Annotated in this window: 14 protein-coding genes; 8 read left to right on the top strand and 6 right to left on the bottom strand. The window is 69.9% G+C overall.

What is annotated here, in order from left to right:
* From thrC to groL, 4 genes are all read left to right on the top strand, one after another.
* Positions 1 to 1,293 carry a threonine synthase gene (gene thrC, locus OG884_RS13370; RefSeq protein WP_326645525.1) on the top strand — a complete coding sequence of 431 codons (1,293 nt, stop codon included), beginning with the start codon at positions 1 to 3 and terminating at the stop codon, positions 1,291 to 1,293.
* A 22-nt stretch (positions 1,294 to 1,315) separates the two neighbouring features.
* Positions 1,316 to 1,591 carry a MoaD/ThiS family protein gene (locus tag OG884_RS13365; protein ID WP_326645524.1) on the top strand — a complete coding sequence of 92 codons (276 nt, stop codon included), beginning with the start codon at positions 1,316 to 1,318 and terminating at the stop codon, positions 1,589 to 1,591.
* A gap of 354 nt (positions 1,592 to 1,945) precedes the next feature.
* On the top strand, positions 1,946 to 2,146 hold the full coding sequence (locus tag OG884_RS13360; protein WP_012895270.1) for a cold-shock protein: 201 nt from the start codon (positions 1,946 to 1,948) through the stop codon (positions 2,144 to 2,146).
* 386 nt (positions 2,147 to 2,532) lie between these two features.
* Positions 2,533 to 4,158: a chaperonin GroEL gene (gene groL, locus OG884_RS13355; RefSeq protein ID WP_326645517.1), complete on the top strand. Its 1,626-nt coding sequence runs from the start codon at positions 2,533 to 2,535 to the stop codon at positions 4,156 to 4,158.
* Between the two features lie 203 nt (positions 4,159 to 4,361).
* Here groL and OG884_RS13350 read toward each other — a convergent pair whose 3' ends face one another.
* On the bottom strand, positions 4,362 to 6,386 hold the full coding sequence (locus tag OG884_RS13350; RefSeq protein ID WP_326645515.1) for a HelD family protein: 2,025 nt from the start codon (positions 6,384 to 6,386) through the stop codon (positions 4,362 to 4,364).
* 137 nt (positions 6,387 to 6,523) lie between these two features.
* On the opposite strand from OG884_RS13350, the gene OG884_RS13345 reads away from it, so the two are divergent.
* Positions 6,524 to 6,832 carry a hypothetical protein gene (locus OG884_RS13345; RefSeq protein ID WP_326645513.1) on the top strand — a complete coding sequence of 103 codons (309 nt, stop codon included), beginning with the start codon at positions 6,524 to 6,526 and terminating at the stop codon, positions 6,830 to 6,832.
* Between the two features lie 188 nt (positions 6,833 to 7,020).
* On the opposite strand, the gene OG884_RS13340 is transcribed toward OG884_RS13345, so the two are convergent.
* From OG884_RS13340 to OG884_RS13330, 3 genes are all read right to left on the bottom strand, one after another.
* Positions 7,021 to 8,667, bottom strand: a complete 1,647-nt coding sequence (locus OG884_RS13340; protein ID WP_326645512.1) for a DNA repair helicase XPB — start codon at positions 8,665 to 8,667, stop codon at positions 7,021 to 7,023.
* A 298-nt stretch (positions 8,668 to 8,965) separates the two neighbouring features.
* The gene (locus tag OG884_RS13335; RefSeq protein WP_326645509.1) at positions 8,966 to 9,562 is read right to left on the bottom strand and encodes an MgtC/SapB family protein; all 597 of its coding nucleotides are present in this window, start codon (positions 9,560 to 9,562) and stop codon (positions 8,966 to 8,968) included.
* A gap of 273 nt (positions 9,563 to 9,835) precedes the next feature.
* A complete protein-coding gene (locus tag OG884_RS13330; RefSeq protein WP_326645508.1) occupies positions 9,836 to 12,247 on the bottom strand; it encodes a helicase C-terminal domain-containing protein in 2,412 nt (803 codons plus the stop codon).
* Between the two features lie 145 nt (positions 12,248 to 12,392).
* Between OG884_RS13330 and OG884_RS13325 the strand changes: the two genes are divergently transcribed.
* On the top strand, positions 12,393 to 13,724 hold the full coding sequence (locus OG884_RS13325) for a hypothetical protein (protein ID WP_326645507.1): 1,332 nt from the start codon (positions 12,393 to 12,395) through the stop codon (positions 13,722 to 13,724).
* Positions 13,725 to 13,808: 84 nt separating this feature from the next.
* On the opposite strand, the gene OG884_RS13320 is transcribed toward OG884_RS13325, so the two are convergent.
* A complete protein-coding gene (locus OG884_RS13320) occupies positions 13,809 to 14,432 on the bottom strand; it encodes a TetR/AcrR family transcriptional regulator (RefSeq protein WP_326645505.1) in 624 nt (207 codons plus the stop codon).
* 304 nt (positions 14,433 to 14,736) lie between these two features.
* Between OG884_RS13320 and OG884_RS13315 the strand changes: the two genes are divergently transcribed.
* Together OG884_RS13315 and OG884_RS13310 are read left to right on the top strand one after the other, a co-directional pair.
* Complete coding sequence (locus tag OG884_RS13315; protein WP_326645503.1) at positions 14,737 to 15,366, top strand: HAD family hydrolase; 630 nt, start codon at positions 14,737 to 14,739, stop codon at positions 15,364 to 15,366.
* A 90-nt stretch (positions 15,367 to 15,456) separates the two neighbouring features.
* Positions 15,457 to 15,855, top strand: coding sequence for a cold-shock protein (locus OG884_RS13310; protein ID WP_326645501.1), 399 nt, complete (start codon positions 15,457 to 15,459; stop codon positions 15,853 to 15,855).
* A gap of 31 nt (positions 15,856 to 15,886) precedes the next feature.
* On the opposite strand, the gene OG884_RS13305 is transcribed toward OG884_RS13310, so the two are convergent.
* Entirely contained in the window at positions 15,887 to 17,518 is a 1,632-nt protein-coding gene (locus OG884_RS13305; protein WP_326645499.1) for an MFS transporter, read from the bottom strand.
* Between the last annotated feature and the right edge of the window lie 57 nt (positions 17,519 to 17,575).

Genomic DNA, 17,575 nt, shown 5'->3' with positions numbered 1-17,575 from the left:
ATGGCGCTCGCAAGCACTGAGAATCCCACCGTCTCGCCCGGTCATGCCGAAGACGCGCAAAACCAGCGCTTCGGTCCCGCCGTGGCACTGTCCTGTCGCGAGTGCGGTGCCCGCTACGACCTCGGCCCGAGCTTCGCCTGTGCCGAGTGTTTCGGACCCCTTGAGATCGCCTACGACTTCGGGCGGGTGACCCGGGAGCAGATCGCCGAGGGGCCGGCCAACATCTGGCGTTACCGCTCGCTGCTGCCCGTCCCCGCCGACGTGGCCTCCAAGCCCAACATGGAGCCCGGCTGGACCAGGCTCGTCAACGCGGGCAACCTCGCTCGCGAGCTGGGCATGCGCTCGCTGCACGTGAAGGACGACTCCGGCAACCCCACGCACTCTTTCAAGGACCGTGTGGTGGCCATCGCCGTCGAGGCGGCCCGCAACTTCGGCTTCCACACGCTCTCCTGCTCCTCCACCGGCAACCTGGCCGGCGCCGCCGCCGCCGCCGCCGCGCGGGCCGGGCTGGACGCCTGCGTGTTCATCCCCGCCGACCTGGAGCACGCCAAGGTCGTCATGGCCTCCGTGTACGGGGGCAGGCTCATCGGTATCGAGGGCACCTACGATGATGTGAACCGCTTCTGCTCGGAGCTCATCGGCGATGAGCTGGGCGAGAAGTGGGGCTTCGTCAACGTCAACCTCCGGCCGTACTACGCGGAGGGCTCCAAGACCTTGGCGTACGAGATCGCCGAGCAGCTCGGCTGGCGCGTTCCCGACCAGATCGTCGTGCCGGTCGCATCGGGCTCACAGCTCACGAAGATCGATAAGGGTTTCAAGGAGCTGATCGAGCTCGGCCTCGTCGAGGACAGGCCGTACAAGATCTTCGCGGCCCAGGCCGAGGGGTGCTCCCCGGTCTCCGCCGCCTACAAGGCGGGCCACGACGTGATCCGCCCGGTGAAGCCGGACACGATCGCCAAGTCGTTGGCGATCGGCAACCCTGCCGACGGCCCGTACGTGCTGGATATCGCCCGCCGCACCGGCGGCGCGGTCGAGGACGTCACCGACCCCGAGATCGTCGACGCGATCCGGCTGCTGGCCAGGACCGAGGGCATCTTCGCCGAGACCGCCGGAGGCGTCACCGTCGGGGTGCTCCGCAAGCTGGTCGCGGAGGGAAGGCTCGACCCGGAAGCGGAGACCGTGGTTCTCAACACCGGAGACGGTCTCAAGACCCTCGACGCGGTGGCCGCCGAGGCGCGCCCCACCGCTGTGATTCGCCCCTCTCTTGACGCATTTCGTGCGGCAATCGCCTAGAAATCGTGAAAGGTACTGAATTATGAGCGTTTCTGTGCGGATTCCGACGATTCTCCGGACTTACACTGGCGGTGCTGCCGAGGTGAGCGGAGAAGGTGAGACCCTGCGCGACGTCCTTCAGAAGCTTGACGCGGACTTCCCGGGGATCGGCGCCCGAATTTTTGATGAAACGGGTAAGATCCGCCGTTTTGTCAACGTCTATGTGGGAGATGAGGACGTCCGTTTCGTCGACAACCTCGACACGGCAACGCCCTCCGGTGTCCAGGTCTCCATCATCCCGGCGGTCGCCGGGGGCTGAGCCCGCTGCCCGACTCGCCCCGGTCGCACCCGGCTTCCCTCCCGGGGCGCCCGCGACGCCTCTCCACGACACCCGCCCGGCTCCGGCCGCGTGCGGGTGTCGTGCTTTGTGGCGCGGGCCGGTATTCGCCAGGGGGAAAGATAATGTAATCTTTAACTAACTAATAGTGATAGTCAAACTATGTTCTCGCGCTAAATGCTCTTGTAAAGAACTAGTTTGGTGCTTGACTCTGTTGCCCTACCGGTTCCCACAGGTATGGTCGAGGGCGATCGATGTGGCGAAGTCCGCCCCGGAGATTGAGGACTTCGCGAGAGGAATGGGCGTCGTCCTTAAGTCCAGTAAGAGGAGTCGCAAGTGGCGCAGGGCACCGTCAAATGGTTCAACGCGGACAAGGGCTACGGCTTCATCGCGGTAGACGGTGGTAAGGATGTGTTCGTCCATTACTCCGCGATCATGATGGATGGCTACCGTGCACTCGAGCAGGGCCAGCGGGTCGAGTTCGAGATCACCCAAGGGCAGAAGGGCCCCCAGGCGGAGTCCGTCCGGGCGGTCTGACGCGGCCGTCCCGTGAACTCGCCGGGAGGAGCCGGTGGATCCCGCGACAGTGCGGTCCGCTGGATCCTCACCCCCTAGGTCCGGCTCGCCTCCCCGATCGGCGGGCCGGGCCTTCGCTTTGCGCGGAACGCACACCGACATGACGCGGAGCATGCGCTGACGTGGCCCGGAGCGGATGTCCGCTTCGGGCGCGGCGCAGGTCAAGGGATCGTGGCTTGCACTCGACAGGGTAGAGTGCTAAACACATTGTTGGCACTCGCACATAGAGAGTGCCAACCCTGGATCGAGGCGATGGGGCCCACCGAACGGAGTCGTGGGCCCACATGCCGTCGCGGGCGTCGGCTCGGTCCGGTGCAAGCCACCCTGTCTCTGGGAGGTCTAGCCGTATGGCAGCCAAGATGATCGCGTTTAACGAGGACGCCAGGCGCGGTCTCGAGCGTGGCATGAACCAGCTCGCGGACGCCGTCAAGGTGACCCTCGGCCCCAAGGGCCGAAATGTCGTTCTGGAGAAGAAGTGGGGCGCCCCCACCATCACCAACGATGGTGTCTCCATTGCGAAGGAGATCGAGCTCGAAGACCCGTGGGAGAAGATCGGGGCCGAGCTCGTCAAGGAGGTCGCCAAGAAGACCGATGACGTCGCGGGTGACGGCACCACCACCGCCACCGTGCTCGCTCAGGCTCTCGTACGCGAGGGTCTCCGCAACGTCGCCGCCGGCGCCAACCCGATGTCCCTGAAGAAGGGCATCGAGGCCGCCGTCGAGCGCGTGTCGGAGGAGCTGTCCAAGCTGGCCAAGGACGTGGAGACGAAGGCGCAGATCGCCTCCACCGCATCCATCTCCGCGGGCGACCCGCAGATCGGCGAGATGATCGCCGAGGCGATGGACAAGGTCGGCAAGGAAGGCGTCATCACCGTCGAGGAGAGCAACACCTTCGGCCTTGAGCTTGAGCTCACCGAGGGTATGCGCTTCGACAAGGGCCTCACCTCGATGTACTTCGTGACCGACCCGGAGCGTATGGAGGCCGTCCTTGACGACCCGTACATCCTGGTCGTCAACTCCAAGGTGTCCGCCAACAAGGACCTGCTCCCGGTTCTCGACAAGGTCGTGCAGGCCGGCAAGCCGCTGCTGATCATCGCCGAGGATGTCGAGGGCGAGGCCCTGGCCACCCTGGTCGTCAACAAGATCCGCGGTCTGTTCCGCTCGGTCGCCGTCAAGGCGCCCGGCTTCGGTGACCGTCGCAAGGCCATGCTGGGCGACATCGGCATCCTCACCGGTGCCCAGGTCATCAGCGAGGACCTCGGCCTCAAGCTGGAGTCCACCACCCTGGACCAGCTCGGCCGTGCCCGTCAGGTCATCGTCACCAAGGACGAGACCACCATCGTCGACGGTGCCGGCGACGCCGAGCAGATCGCCGGCCGGGTCAACCAGATCCGCGCCGAGATCGACAACACCGACTCCGACTACGACCGCGAGAAGCTCCAGGAGCGTCTCGCCAAGCTGGCCGGCGGCGTGGCCGTCATCAAGGCCGGCGCGGCGACCGAGGTCGAGCTCAAGGAGCGCAAGCACCGCATCGAGGACGCCGTTCGCAACGCGAAGGCGGCCGTCGAGGAGGGCATCGTTCCCGGCGGTGGCGTGGCTCTGCTGCAGGCCGGCGCCAAGGCGTTCGACAAGCTGGAGCTCTTCGGTGACGAGGCCACCGGCGCCGCGATCGTCAGGAAGGCCCTTGAGGAGCCGCTGAAGCAGATCGCCGTCAACGCCGGCCTTGAGGGCGGCGTCGTCGTGGAGAAGGTGCGTAACCTTCCCCCGGGTGAGGGCCTCAACGCCGCCACCGGCGAGTACGTCAACCTGTTCGAGACGGGCATCATCGACCCGGCCAAGGTGACGCGTTCCGCCCTGCAGAACGCGGCGTCCATCGCGGCGCTGTTCCTCACCACCGAGGCCGTCATCGCCGAGAAGCCCGAGAAGGCCGGAGCCGCCCCCGCCATGCCCGGCGGCGGCGACATGGACTTCTAAGTCCAACCGCTTTCACATAAAAGAGGCGACCCCGAGCTCTCGGGGTCGCCTCTTTTATGTGTTTTCCCGAGACGTCGTCCGTCGCTTGTCGTCGCATGTCCCCGCAGGGGGTGTTCTGACGGCCGTCGCCGGAGAGACCGTGAGCTGCGGCATTCGATCAGGCAGCCGCCGCGCGGAGTCGCGGGCTTTCGCCGATCAGACGGTCATCCAGCGAGCTGGGCGGGAAGCTCCCGGGCGTGCAGGACGGTCAGTGAGGTGACGGCCCGGGTCAGGACCACATACAGGCGGGCCAGGCCGCGGGGTTCGGCGTCGACGATGTCGGCGGGCTCGGCCACGATCACGTGGTCGTACTCCAGGCCCTTGGCCAAAGTCGCCGGGATGACCAGGAGACGGTGGTCCTCGACCGTGTCGGGGCTCAGCACCCGATGATCCAGGTGGGACAGGGCCTCGGACGCGGCACCCACCGAGGCGTCCGGGACGATGACGCCGATCGACCCCTCGCGGGCGAGCGCCTCCCGCGCGGCATGGGCCAGCGACGCGGCCAGGTCGGGCGTCGGCCGCACCGACAGGGAGCCCGCGCCGGGGCGCAGTGAACGGGGGGCGGCCAGATCCGGGGCGATGGAGGGCAGCAGCCTGGCCGCGTAGTCGAGGACCTCGCGGGGCACCCGGAAGCCGAGGGTCAGCTCGGTGACGGCGCCGTCCTCGAAGCCCAGATGTCGCAGGACGTCCGTCCAGGACCGGGCGGACCAGGGAGTGGTGCCCTGGGCGAGGTCGCCCAAGACCGTGGCGGAGCCGGTGCGGCAGCGCCGCCCGAGGGCCCGCAGCTGCATCGCCGACAGGTCCTGGGCCTCGTCCACGACCAGGTGGCCAAGCGGGACGGTCCGCTCGATCATGTCGCCCAGCTCGTCCATCAGCGCGCCGTCGGCCGCCGACCACTTCGCCGAGCGGAAGGATTTGGCAGGCTTGGGCCAGAGCAGCAGAGACCGCTCGGCGGCCGTGAGGTCGTCCTTGGCGGCGGCGGCGAGGAAGTCGGGGTCGCTGAACAGCCGGTGGAGCACCTGCTGCGGGGTCAGCTTGGGCCAGACCGCGTCCACGAGCTGCCGGACCGGCTTGGACCTGGCGACCGCGTCCTGCACCCGGTCGTCGGGAGACTCGCCGCGCTGCTCCATTCGGACGAGCACCAGGTGGGCGAGACGCTGGGCGAGCGTCGCGCGCCCCGGACCGTAGCGGGTGGTGCCGCGGAGCGAGGCGACGATCTCGCGAACCTCGTGGTCCGCCACCCGGTAGCGGTTGATCCCCTTGGTGAACAGCACGCCCTCGGTGGGCTTGACGACATGCGCCCACAGGGCACGCCGCAGTACGCCGACGATCCGCGCGTCGCCCTTGAGCGCGCCGACCGCGGGGTCCTCGGGCGCGGAGTGGTCGCCGAGGAGCCCGGCGACCGTGGTCTGGTCGACCTTGACCTCGCCCAGTGCGGGGAGGACCGAGGAGATGTAGGAGAGGAACGCCCGGTTCGGGCCGACGATCATCACGCCCGACCTGGCGAGCCGCTCGCGGTGCGTGAAGAGCAGGTAGGCGGCCCGGTGCAGGCCGACGGCGGTCTTCCCGGTGCCGGGGGCGCCTTGGACGCACACCGTCCGGCCCAGTTCGGAGCGGACGATCTCGTCCTGGTCGGGCTGGATCGTCGCGACGATGTCGCGCATCGGTCCCGAGCGGGGGCGCTCGATCTCCTCGGTGAGGATCCTGCTCTGGGCCAGGGCGGTGCCGCCCTGGTCGAGGCGCTCGTCCTCGTAGGCGGTCAGATCGCCGCGCTGGTAGCCGAACCGGCGGCGCAGCACGACACGCATCGGATCGGACGGGCTGGCCTGGTAGAAGGCCCGTGAGACAGGGGCGCGCCAGTCGATCACCAGGGGGCGGCTGCGGTCGTCGTGGACGTGCCTGCGCCCGACGTAGACCGTGCCGGGAAGATCGTCGCCCGCCTGGCGGTCGAGACGGCCGAAGAACAGGGGCGTGCCCGAGTGGTCGGCGAGCGCCGCGACCCGCTGATCCAGCAGCGCCTGCAGGATCTGCTGGGAGACCCAGTCTCCGGCGGCGTCGGAGGAGAGGGACCGGGCGTGCTCGCGCATCGCGCGCAGCGCCGTTCTGGAGGTGGCCAGGTGCTCACGCTCGGCGGCGAGGATCCGGGGGGGATCGTCGGCTATGTCAGGGGCCAATTGATGTGTGGGCACGCTGAAGCGCCTCCCATTCGATAAACGGAGGTGGTGGTCGTCGGGCAGCGAATGGACCAGCTTAGCGGCGCCCCTCGTGTGTCTCAAAAGGATTAACACCGGACTGACGCGCGGCGGTCGCGGGTATCCCGACGGTCGTGCGGATCTCCCCGGTCATACCGACGGTCGCCAATCTTCTACTGGCCGTGCTCTGGGGGTTTTCGGTGTTCGCGGGCTGGGGGCCGGAGGCATTCTGCTCGGACCCGGGATGCGCGGCCCGGCTGGATGGGGTGGCCAGGGCATCGGCCCTGTTCGCGGTGATCGCGGCCTGCTGTACGGCGGGTGCCTGGCTGGTACTCCGGATTCGCGGCGACGAAAATCGTTTTACCGCTCTGATGACCACCGCGGTGATCACATGGGTGATCGCGGAAAGCGTTTTCTTTGCCGGCGGGCCGATCGTTCGGTAATCACCCTAACACCCTCCGTCATTCTCCTGTGAAATGGCGAAAAAGCCAGGCGAACATGGTGACTCCCGAAGATCATGGGGGTATGTCGCCAGTGGCCGCAAGGCCTAGCGAGGGGGTGGTTTGTTTGTCGAAGGCCCGCGGGATTTCGTGGACCTGACACCAATTGACGACGTGTTCGCCATGTGAGGCTATTCTCCGGCGAGCACGTCGTCTGCGTCGATGATCTGATATGCGTACCCCTGCTCGGCCAGGAACCGCTGCCGGTGGGCGGCGAAATCCTGATCGACCGTGTCCCGGCTGACCACCGAGTAGAACCGGGCCCCGCCTCCGTCGGCCTTCGGCCGGAGCACCCGGCCGAGCCGCTGCGCCTCCTCCTGCCGCGACCCGAAGGTGCCCGAGACCTGGATGGCCACCGCCGCCTCCGGCAGGTCGATCGAGAAATTGGCGACCTTGGAGACGACCAGGACCTGGATCTCCCTGTCGCGGAACGCCTGGAAGAGCCGCTCCCGCTCCTTGATCCTCGTCTCCCCCTTGATCACCGGCGCGTTCAGGTGCTCGCCCAGCTCGTCGAGCTGGTCGATGTACTGCCCGATGACCAGCACCTGCTCGCCCGGGTGCTGCCGGACCAGCGCCTCGGTCACCCGCGTCTTGGACGGTGTGGTCGCGCAGAACCGGTAGCGCTCCTCGGACTCGGCCATCGCGTAGGCCAGCCGCTCGCCGTCGGTCAGGGTCACCCGCACCTCGACGCAGTCGGCCGGGGCGATCCAGCCCTGGTTCTCCATCTCCCTCCACGGCGCGTCGTACCGTTTGGGGCCGATCAGGGAGAACACGTCGCCTTCGCGGCCGTCCTCGCGCACGAGCGTCGCGGTCAGGCCCACCCGCCGCCTGGCCTGCAGGTCGGCGGTCATCCGGAAGATCGGCGCGGGCAGCAGGTGCACCTCGTCGTAGACGACCAGGCCCCAGTCGCGGGCGTCGAACAGCTCCAGGTGCCGGTAGACACCCTGCCTGCGGGTCGTCATCACCTGGTACGTGGCGATGGTGACGGGCCGGATCTCCTTCTTCGTGCCGGTGTACTCGCCGATCTCGTCCTCGGTCAGCGAGGTCCGCTTGAGCAGCTCCTGCTTCCACTGGTGCGCCGAGACCGTGTTGGTCACCAGGATCAGCGTCGTCGCCTTGGCCTGTGCCATCGCCGCCGCACCCACGATCGTCTTGCCCGCGCCGCAGGGGAGCACGACCACGCCGGAGCCGCCGTGCCAGAACGCCTCGGCGGCCTCCCGCTGGTAGGTGCGCAGCTCCCAGCCGTCCTCGGTGAGCGCGATCGGGTGGTGCTCACCGTCGACGTACCCGGCCATGTCCTCGGCGGGCCAGCCCAGCTTGAGCAGGTGCTGCTTGATGTTGCCGCGCTCGCTCGGGTGCACCGCCACGCCGTCGCCGGTCAGCCGCTCGCCCAGCAGTGGCTGGATCTTCTTGGAGCGCAGTACCTCCTCCAGCACCGCCCTGTCGGTGCTGGTCAGGATCAGCCCGTGGACGGGGTGCTTCTCCAGGCGGAGCCTGCCGTACCGCGACATCGTCTCGGCGACGTCGACCAGCAGCGCGTGCGGCACGGGGTAGCGGCTGTAGGCGATCAGCGCGTCGATCACCTGCTCGGCGTCGTGCCCGGCGGCCCGCGCGTTCCACAGTGCCAGGGGGGTGACGCGGTAGGTGTGCACGTGCTCGGGCGCGCGCTCCAGTTCCGCGAACGGGGCGATCGCCTTGCGGCACTCCCCGGCCTTCTCGTGATCGACCTCAAGGAGCAGGGTCTTGTCCGATTGGACGATCAGTGGTCCGTCAGTCACAGACTTCTCCCTATGGTCACTGTGGGTTACGGCGGATCAGGTCATGGTCGCACTCGCGGGTGCGCCCCGCTCCACGTCTCCTGTGTCAACGGGCGGAAACGCCCAGGCAGTCCCGCGCCCCGTCCGGCGTGATCGATCTCACCGCCCGGCCGTCGCGCGTACGGCCGCCCGAGGTCACCCTTCTTCGCCCGCCCGGTCGGCCACGATACCCGTGCGCGATCGCAAGCCGTGATCACAAGCCGTGATCACAAGCCGTGACCCGGTCCCGCCGGCACGGTGGCGGCGATCCCGGGAGCGTTCAGTCGAAGGCGCCGTTGATGCCGGCGATGATGAAGGCGGCCACGCCCAGGATGATCAGCCCGACGTTGATGCCGATGCTGATCCAGGTCCACTTGAGCAGGTTCCTGGCGCCTCGGGGGTCGGTGTCGACCTTACCCAGGGCGATGCCCGACAGGATGGCGCCGGCCAGGCCGCCGAGGCTCACGTAGCAGCTCAGCGCGAGCACGATGCTGATGACCAGGGCGACGATCGCGTGGGTCCTGACACCCTCGGTGTTGCGATACGGGGGTGCGCCGTAGCCCTGACCGTAGCCGGGCTGTCCGTAGCCCTGACCGTAGCCGGGCTCGCCGTAACCCTGCCCGTAGGGCTGCTCGACGTAGCCTGGTTGCCCGTAGCCGGGTTCGCCGTAGCCTGGTTGCCCGTAGCCGGGAGCCTGGTAGCCGGGCACCTGGCCGTAGCCGGACGGCTGGGAGTGGTCGGGCCGGTGCCCCTGCTGCGGCTGCTCGTGGCCGTGAGGTTGCTGTCCATAGCCGGGGGCCTGACCGGGGCCCGTGCTGTAAGGGCTCTTCCAGTCGTCCGGGTTGGTGCTGGGGCCTTCGGAGTGACCGCTGCTCACTGTGGATCTCTCGCTTCTGTGGAGCTCGGAACATCAACAGATATCACGATATGGGTCGTGAGCCGTGCGCCATTGGCGACTGGACTCGGTCGCATTCCGGCAGCTAGGGCCAGGATGAGACTGCAGGGGCCCTCGCGCCCCGGCGAGCGACGCGGCCCCGCCGGACAGATGACCGATCTCGCGGCGGTCCCATCCCGAGATCGAGAATACCCCGTGGCCTTCCCCGGCACACCGGGGCCGTTCCCGATCCCGGCCGGACCCGCCAAGGACATCTCAGGCGATGTCGGCGATGCCGGTGATGCGGTGCAGGGCGAAGCGGTGCACCGCCGCCCGCGTCTCGTCGTAGGCGGTGAGATAGCCGCCCTCCATCCGGGCCGGTTCGAGGATCCGGCTGGTGGCGTTGCCCTGGGAGTCGAGGTAACCGATCCAGACCTGCGACCCCTGCCGGATGGCCTCGCGCAGGGCGACGATCGTGGAGGTGGCGGGGGAGCGCGGCACCTGGCCGCCGGGGGCGGCCACCGGGGCCCTGCGGGCCTGGTGGGCGGCGTCACCCGCGCGTACGGCGCGGACGGCGGCCGCCACCATGTCGGCCTCGGGGCCGCCGAACGTGACCGGGGCGCGGACCGCCAGGGTGCTCTCGGTCCTGCGGACGTCGAGCTGGGTGATGATCACGTCGCCGTCGAGGGACTCCGCGGCCGGGGCGTAACCCATCGCGCGCAGCGAGTCGACCAGCGTCGGCCGGGAAGACTTGGAAGCGATCACCGTGGGGGCGAGCCGCCGCAGCCGTAGCGGGATCGCCCGCCTGTCGGCCATCACCTCGTCCAGCAGCGAGGAGTCGTCGCATCGCACGTACGCGCTCGCCGTGCCGACGCGCATCCGGCCGTGGCGCCGGGCCACATCGGTGACCAGGTAGCTGAGCGGTTGCGGCACCGGCGTGGTCGAGTGGCGCTCCAGCATGGCCAGCATCTCCTCGGCGCCCTGCCCGGAGTCCAGCGCCCGCCGGATCGACCGCTCGTCGAAGCGGTAGACCGTCGCACCGCCGGTCGACTCCACCTCGGCCGCCAGCGCCAGCCACCGTCTCAGGTCACCGGTGAGCGGACCGGGGGCGACGGCGGTCAGGTCGGCCTGCAGGAGCACGTGATCAAGCGGCTCGGGCAGCAGCGGGAGCAGCAGGCGGGCGGCCGAGGCGGCACGGCCCCCGCCGGGGATGCCGGGGTCACCGGAGACGTCGGGGCCGTCGAGGGCCTCGGGAAGCAGGGCTCGACCGTGGCCGGAGAGCAGTCCGAGGCCGGTGACGCCGATCTGCTCGGCCTCGCGCAGCGTGAACTCCACCAACTGGTCGCGCTGGCCGCCGCGACGGCGGGGCTGTTCCCAGGCCAGACGCATCCGTACCGCGTCGAGAGTGGGGGCCACCCCCGGCGTCGAGGCGAGCATGGCCAGGGTGGTGGCGCGCACCTCGGCGGCGGCGGCGCGGCGTAGGTCGGGATGGAGGGCGTTGAGCAGCCGGTCACGCTCGTCACGCTCGCCGATGACCCCCGGCACCCGGTCCATGGTGAGCCAGGCGGTGGCCAGTACGGCCCAGCGGTCCTCGGTGGCCTTCACCCGCCAGCCGTCGTAGCCGGGGGTGGGCATCCACTCCCCGTCGACCGCGCCGCTCGCCGCGACCAGCCCCGCCGCGTAGCACACCTCGATGATCAGCCCCGCCACCCATTCGGGCTGGTCGAGCAGGGTCGCGACCCGTTTGAGATCGCGCACGGCCAGGCCGCCGCTACGGAGCACGCCGGGCGGGTCGATGCTCCAGCGTTCGCACAGCTCCTCCACCGTGCGGGTGAAGGTGAAGGCCTGCCCGGCCGCCGTGCGGTCGGCGAGCCTCTGGTCGGGCTCGGTGCCCCCGGTCGCGGGCGGGAGGGGGGACAGGTCCCGGTGGATCCGGCCGTCGCGCAGGAACAGCGCGACCTCGCGGGGCAGCACCACGGTCTCCTCGCCGGTGGCGGCCAGCAGCGCGCGGGAGAGGAGCTGCTCGATCGGCGACTTCGCGGTGGCGGCCCGAACCTCGCGGCGGGCGTTGGGCACCCGGCCACTGGCCGGACCCCAGGCCAGCTCGTTGAGCGCCGACCGGGCCTGCGGCGAGACCTCCTCGACCAGCCGTCCGACGATCTCCGGATCGCCGAGCAGTGCGGCGAGGGCCTCCCTGGTGTCGCCGTCCTCGCCCCCGGCGTCCTGGACCAGCTCGGCCAGCCGCTCGGCGGAATGGTGCCGGAACGCCTCCTCGGCGGGCGGGCCGAGCCCGGCGGGACCGTCCAGCACCTCCCGCACACCGGGGGCCGGGGTCAGAGCCCGGTCGGGTCCGTAGACCAGCGCCATGGTGCGCAGCCGCTCGACGGCCTCCTTGAGCGCGCTCTGAAACGCCTGCCCGGCCGTCCCCGGCAGGGCGCGGGCCATCTGGGTGCGTAGCGACCTGTAGGGGACAGGGCCGGGAAGCACGACCAGCGTCTCCATGACCGCGAGCGTGAACCGATCGAGCCGGTCGAGCGCCCTGCCCACCGCCGACGGGCTGCCGGCCCGCCCGGCCAGCCCCTCCAGATGCGCGGGCACGGGGGTGATGAGCTCGGGGCGTACGGAGACGAGAGCCCGCAACCGATCGTCGCTCTGGCTGCGCAGCCACTCGGTGAACTCCGTGCTCATTCCGTCAATGGTAAGAGGCTTGACCGACATCGTGCCGCCTGAGTGAATTCCGTGATCACACGAAGGGCCTGAATCGATCATGTGATGGGGGGTGAATGGGGGAAGAAGCTCACGAGCGAGGCGATGTCGAGAGAGGATGGCCAGCGTGATCGAGCGTGCCGACCAGCTCGTCCTGGACTACGTCAGCAAGGCGGCCGACGCCGCCCACGGCGTGCTGCAGCCGAGACAGCGGATCAACTTCGTCGCGGTGCTGCGCAGGCGGATCGACGCCGAGCGGGCGGGGACGGACGACCCGGTCGTCGTGGAGAGGGTGCTGGCCCGGTTCGGTGACCCCGCCGTGCTGGTCCGCCGCGAGCTGCGCCGCCTGGGCGTCCAGCCGCCCTTCCGGGCCGGGGGCGTCGTCACTCCCGTCGTGCCCCTCGCCGCGCCCACACCGGACGATTCCGCCCCCGATTCCGATCCGGCGGGTCCCGCCGGGCGCGCGCCTGGCGATCTCGGCGTCCCCGCTCCTCGCAGAGCCGTGCGGGGGCATCCGTACGCCTCGACGGGGGGTTCCCCGGATGCCGCCCCGCCCCCTCGCGAGGCGGGGCAGGAGGATCACGGCCTCTCACCGTCGTCCTCGGCCACCACCGGAGACGACGAGGACGGGCCGGCAGTGCCCGGCGACGGTTCAGACGAGTGGGAGGACGAGGTGGAGAGCGATCCGCCGACCGAGGAGATACCGCTCATACGGGATCCCTCGCCGCCGGAAGCAGAGGGGCGGGGGCGTCAGGAGGCCGCACCGGCGGCACCCGAGGCATCGGGAGCGGCTCGACCGGAGTCGGCGGAAGAGACGTCGTCGTCGGAAGCACCGGGTGAAGGGCCGGAGGGCGCGGTGGCACGGCCCGGGTTGCCGCCCGGCGTGGCCAGGGGCATACGGAAGGCAGAGGAGCGGCTGGCCAGGCGGCGGTTACGTGGTCAGCGGGGTTGGCCGGGTCGGCGGAGCCTGGGGCGGTCGGGAGAGGGGCGGTGGAGCCCGGGTCGGTCGGGAGAGGGGCGGTGGAGCCTGGGGCGGTCGGGAGAGGAGGTCACCCTCGCCGCGCGGGACCCCCGGACGATCCTGCTGAGCCACCGGCGCGAGACGGTCGGCCTGGGCCTGCTCGCCCTGGCCGGGCTGCTGATCCTCCTCCCGCTCGCCCCGATCGCGATCTTCCGGATCCCGGTGCTGGTCTGGGCCGTCGCGGTGCTCGTGGTGACCACCTGTCAGAGCTGGCACACCTCTGACAAGGCTCTCGCGATGGCCGCTCCGATCGTGAGCTACACCCTCGGTGGTGGCCTGGTCGCCCTCGTCCGGGCCAGGAACGACCTCGGCACCGTGGTGGAGGAGTTCTTCGCCATCAGCGGGTTCATGTTCCTGCTGGGCGCGGCATGGGGTGTCTTCTGGCTGGCCTACCGCCTGCTCGATCCCGAGGTCACCACGGGGAGGGGAGGCAGGTGACCCCTCTCGGCCGGGCTACGAGGGAAGACCGCGTTCCGCGGCCCGCGCCGGGTCTCTCAGCCGATGGCCTGGATGCCGGGTCTCTCAGCCGATGGCCTGGATCGCCGAGCGGGGCAGCAGGCCGAGCGCGAGGCGCACCCAGGAGGCGACGAAACGGTCGCGCTCCGCGCGGCCGGGGGGTTCGCCCACGGTCTCCTCGAACAGCCGGTAATGGATCACCGCCCCGCCGAGCACGGCACCGATGGCGGGCCAGTCGACATCGGCCCCGGCGTATTCGGGCTGGGCGCGGAACCAGGTGGTGATCGCGTCGAACATGGGCTGTAGGAGGCCTTCGCGTACGGTCGCGACCAGCTCGGGGAACTGGCTCAGGTCGCGGAAGAAGACGCGGGTGAGGTCTCTCTCCTCGCGGACCTTGGCCAGCCCGGCCCTGCACAGGTGGGCCAGCCGCTCCTCGACCTCGGCCGAGGTGTCGACGACGCTGAGTTCGGCCAGGGTCTCGGCGATCTGCGCCCGTGTTCTGGCCGCGTGCTCGTTCACCGCCGCGGCCAGCACCTCGTACTTGGACTTGAAGTGCCGGTAGAGACCCCCGGCGCCCGGTGACAGCCCGGAGGCGGCCTCGATCTCGGCCACCGAGGTTGCCGAGTAGCCTCGTTCGGCGAACAGCCGCAGGGATTCGTCGATGATCCGTTCGCGCGTTGATCTGGTCATTTCTCTGCCGATACCTCCATCATGACCCTATCCAGTGCCGACCACGCCGGGTCGCACCGCACCGGTCCAGGCTCGTTGCGAGGGCACGCCGACCGGCTCGCCGAGGGGGGTGTGCAGGCCGTCGGGCGCTCAGCGGAACCGTCCGGGGAGGGACCGTTTGTCGGCGGATAAGTAAATCCTTCCGGTGAAGGGTTCTACAGTGGGCGGCGTCATGTACAACACCTGGGATTGGCCATATTTAGGGGGATTTGGCATTCTTTGAGGGCTTCTCGGAGAATCCTCTTCGAGTAGCCGACAAGGAGCGGTGAGTGACCCGATGAACTCGGTGGGATTTGACCTCGATCTGACGCTTGCCGACACGCGCGCGGGCATCGCCGCCGTTTACGACGAGGTGGCGCTGCGTACCGGCTTCTTCATCGACAGCGTCGCCGTGCTGGCCAGGCTGGGGCCACCGCTGGAATGGGAACTGGCCAATTGGATGCCCGCCGCCGAGGTCCCCGCGGCAGCCGACGTCTACCGGCGGCTGTACCCGTCGATTGCGGTTCCCGTCACCACTCTCATGCCCGGCGCGCGCGAGGCGGTCGACGCCGTACGGCGGGCCGGGGGCAGGGTCACCGTGGTGACGGGGAAGAACGCCCGTGACGCGGCGCACACCGTCGAGTTCCTCGGCCTGGAGGTGGACGAGCTCGTCGGATCGGTCTTCGGGGCGGCGAAGGGGCCCGCGCTCGCGACTTTCGGCGCCGCCGCCTATGTTGGAGATCACGTCGCGGACATCGAGGCGGCGCGAGCGGGAGGAGCCGTCAGCGTGGCGGTGGCAACGGGCGTCTACCCGGCGGGGGAACTGCGTGATCACGGAGCGGATGTGATCCTGGGTGATCTGACCGAGTTCACCGAATGGTTCGACAGCTGGCGAACTCCCACGGCTCTTGTGTAATTCGGGCCCCAATACACGGTCGCTCTCGGCGTCCGCTGGGCATAACCTACATCCATTCCTTTTCACGACAGTCTGAACGAGGTCACCCCTGTGCCGAGTGGCAAGGTCAAGTGGTACGACGCCGACAAGGGTTTCGGTTTCCTCACCCGCGACGACGGCGGTGAGGTCTTCGTGCATTCTTCCGCGCTGCCCTCCGGCGTGGAATCCCTCAAGCCGGGCCAGAAGGTCGAGTTCGGTGTGGCCGAGGGGCGCCGCGGCCAGCAGGCGCTCTCGGTTCGAGTGATCGACCAGCCCCCCACGCTCGCCAAGACCGCCAAGCCCAAGGGCAAGCGTAAGAAGCCCGACGAGATGGTCGTCATCGTGGAAGACCTGATCAAGCTGCTGGACACGGTCTCCACGTCGTACCAGAAGGGCAAGCACCCCGAGGCCACGCACGCGAAGAAGATCGCCGCCGTGCTCCGGGCGGTGGCCGACGACCTGGACGACTGACAGCCCGCCGACCGCCTGCCCGCTTCGCGGCTCAGCCGTGGGGGGAGGTCAGCGGTCTGGTCCGCTTCTCCGTGGGGGCGTCCTCATGCCGCACGACCGTTGTGGCCGTCCCCGCGGACCGCGGCCTGACCCACTCCGCGGAGACCCCGTCCCGGGAGAACCGCTCCCCGCCTCCGGCGGGGCGGGGCCCCGAGGGGGAGGAGGCCGGGCCTCTTGCGGCCTCGACCCTGGCGTCCACCTCCCTGACCCGCCTGCGGCGACGGACCAGCAGCCAGCCGAGCGAGCCCGCCAGCACCACGGTCATCAGGGCCAGCCCGGCCGATCCGCCGGCGAACAGCGACAGCAGCAGTCCGACCAGGCCGCCCAGCACCCACGAGATCTGCAGGAAGGCCTCCACCACCCCGAACGTGGACGAGCGCACCTCCTCGCCGATCTCGCGCTGCACGATCGCGTCCAGCGCGAGCTTGCCCAGGCCCTGGGCGAACGCGGCCACCAGCGCGACCGCCACCGCGCTCCACAGCTGGAAGACGACGGCGGCCAGCACCGTGACCGTGCTCGTCACCGCGAGCGTGGCCAGCACGATGACCTGTGGGGAGTGGTTACGCACCCAGGAGGCCACGGCCGTGCCCGCCAGCCCGCCGACACCGGCGGCCACGGCCAGCACGCCGATGGCGACCGCCGGCGGAAGGCCCGGCAGGTTCCTGTCCTGCACGAGGAAGAGCAGGTAGAACAGGAGGAACCCGGAGTAGAGGCGGATGGCCACGTTGGCCCACATCGCCTCGGCCACCACCGGGCCCACGTTCAGCATCGTGCGCCAGCGGTGCGGCCGCTCCTCGTCGCCCTCGGCCAGTTCCTCCAGATCGGGGGAGTCGACGTGGCGCGGAAGCCGTATGGCCAGCACGCCCTGGAGCAGGAAGAGCACGGTCGCCCCGCGCAGCACCCATTCGGCGCCGAGCCAGGCGCTGACGCCCGCGCCGACCGGCACCGCGATGCCTGCCGTGACCAGCGCGAACAGGGCGACCCTCGCGTTGGCCGTGACCAGCGCGATGTCCGCGGGCAGCACGCTCGGCATGATCGCCGCACGGGAGACGCTGTAGGCCTTCGACAGCACCAGCACGGCCAGCGCCGCCGGGAAGATGGTGAACACGTCGGAGGGGACGATCGCCGCCGCCATCGCGAAGCAGAGCAGCCCGCGGCCGAAGAAGGTGCCGGCCATCACGAAGCGCCGTCCCGAGCGGAACCGGTCGAGGACCGGGCCGACGAACGGCGCGACCACCACGAACGGGATCATCGTGATCAGCAGGTAGAGGGCGACCTGGCCGCGGGCCTCGTTCACCGGGAGCTTGAAGAGCGTCCCGGCCAGGGCCGCGGTGACCAGGGCATCACCCGCGCTGTGCGCGGCGGTCAGTTCGATCAGCTGGCCCAGCCCGGTGCGGCCCGCGCCCTGGGCATGGGTCAGCCGTCGCGCGGCCCTGCCCACCCGCTGGGTGCCGCTGACCGCGCCCAGGGCCGCCCGCGTCGTCGCCCGGCCCGTGCCCCGGCCCGCGCGCGCGCCTGCCCGGCCGGCGCGCGCGCCGACCCGGCCCGCGGCGGCGGCCGACCTGCCGACCTGCCGCGAGGCGTCACGCACCGTCTGTCGAACCCGCTCCCACCTAGCTGCCACGTATCAGTCATACCCGAAGGGCGGGTGAGTTGTCCGGTGCGCCAGGTCACTCCCCGG

The organism is Streptosporangium sp. NBC_01755, assembly GCF_035917995.1.
In the GTDB taxonomy this organism is placed as follows: Bacteria; Actinomycetota; Actinomycetes; order Streptosporangiales; family Streptosporangiaceae; genus Streptosporangium.
This window is presented reverse-complemented; position numbering and strand designations above follow the sequence as displayed.

Coding starts and splice junctions, on each gene's coding strand:
- thrC (WP_326645525.1), top strand. CDS start 1: ATGGCGCTCGCAAGCACTGAGAATCCCACCGTCTCGCCCGGTCATGCC.
- OG884_RS13365 (WP_326645524.1), top strand. CDS start 1,316: ATGAGCGTTTCTGTGCGGATTCCGACGATTCTCCGGACTTACACTGGC.
- groL (WP_326645517.1), top strand. CDS start 2,533: ATGGCAGCCAAGATGATCGCGTTTAACGAGGACGCCAGGCGCGGTCTC.
- OG884_RS13330 (WP_326645508.1), bottom strand. CDS start 12,247: ATGAGCACGGAGTTCACCGAGTGGCTGCGCAGCCAGAGCGACGATCGG.
- OG884_RS13320 (WP_326645505.1), bottom strand. CDS start 14,432: ATGACCAGATCAACGCGCGAACGGATCATCGACGAATCCCTGCGGCTG.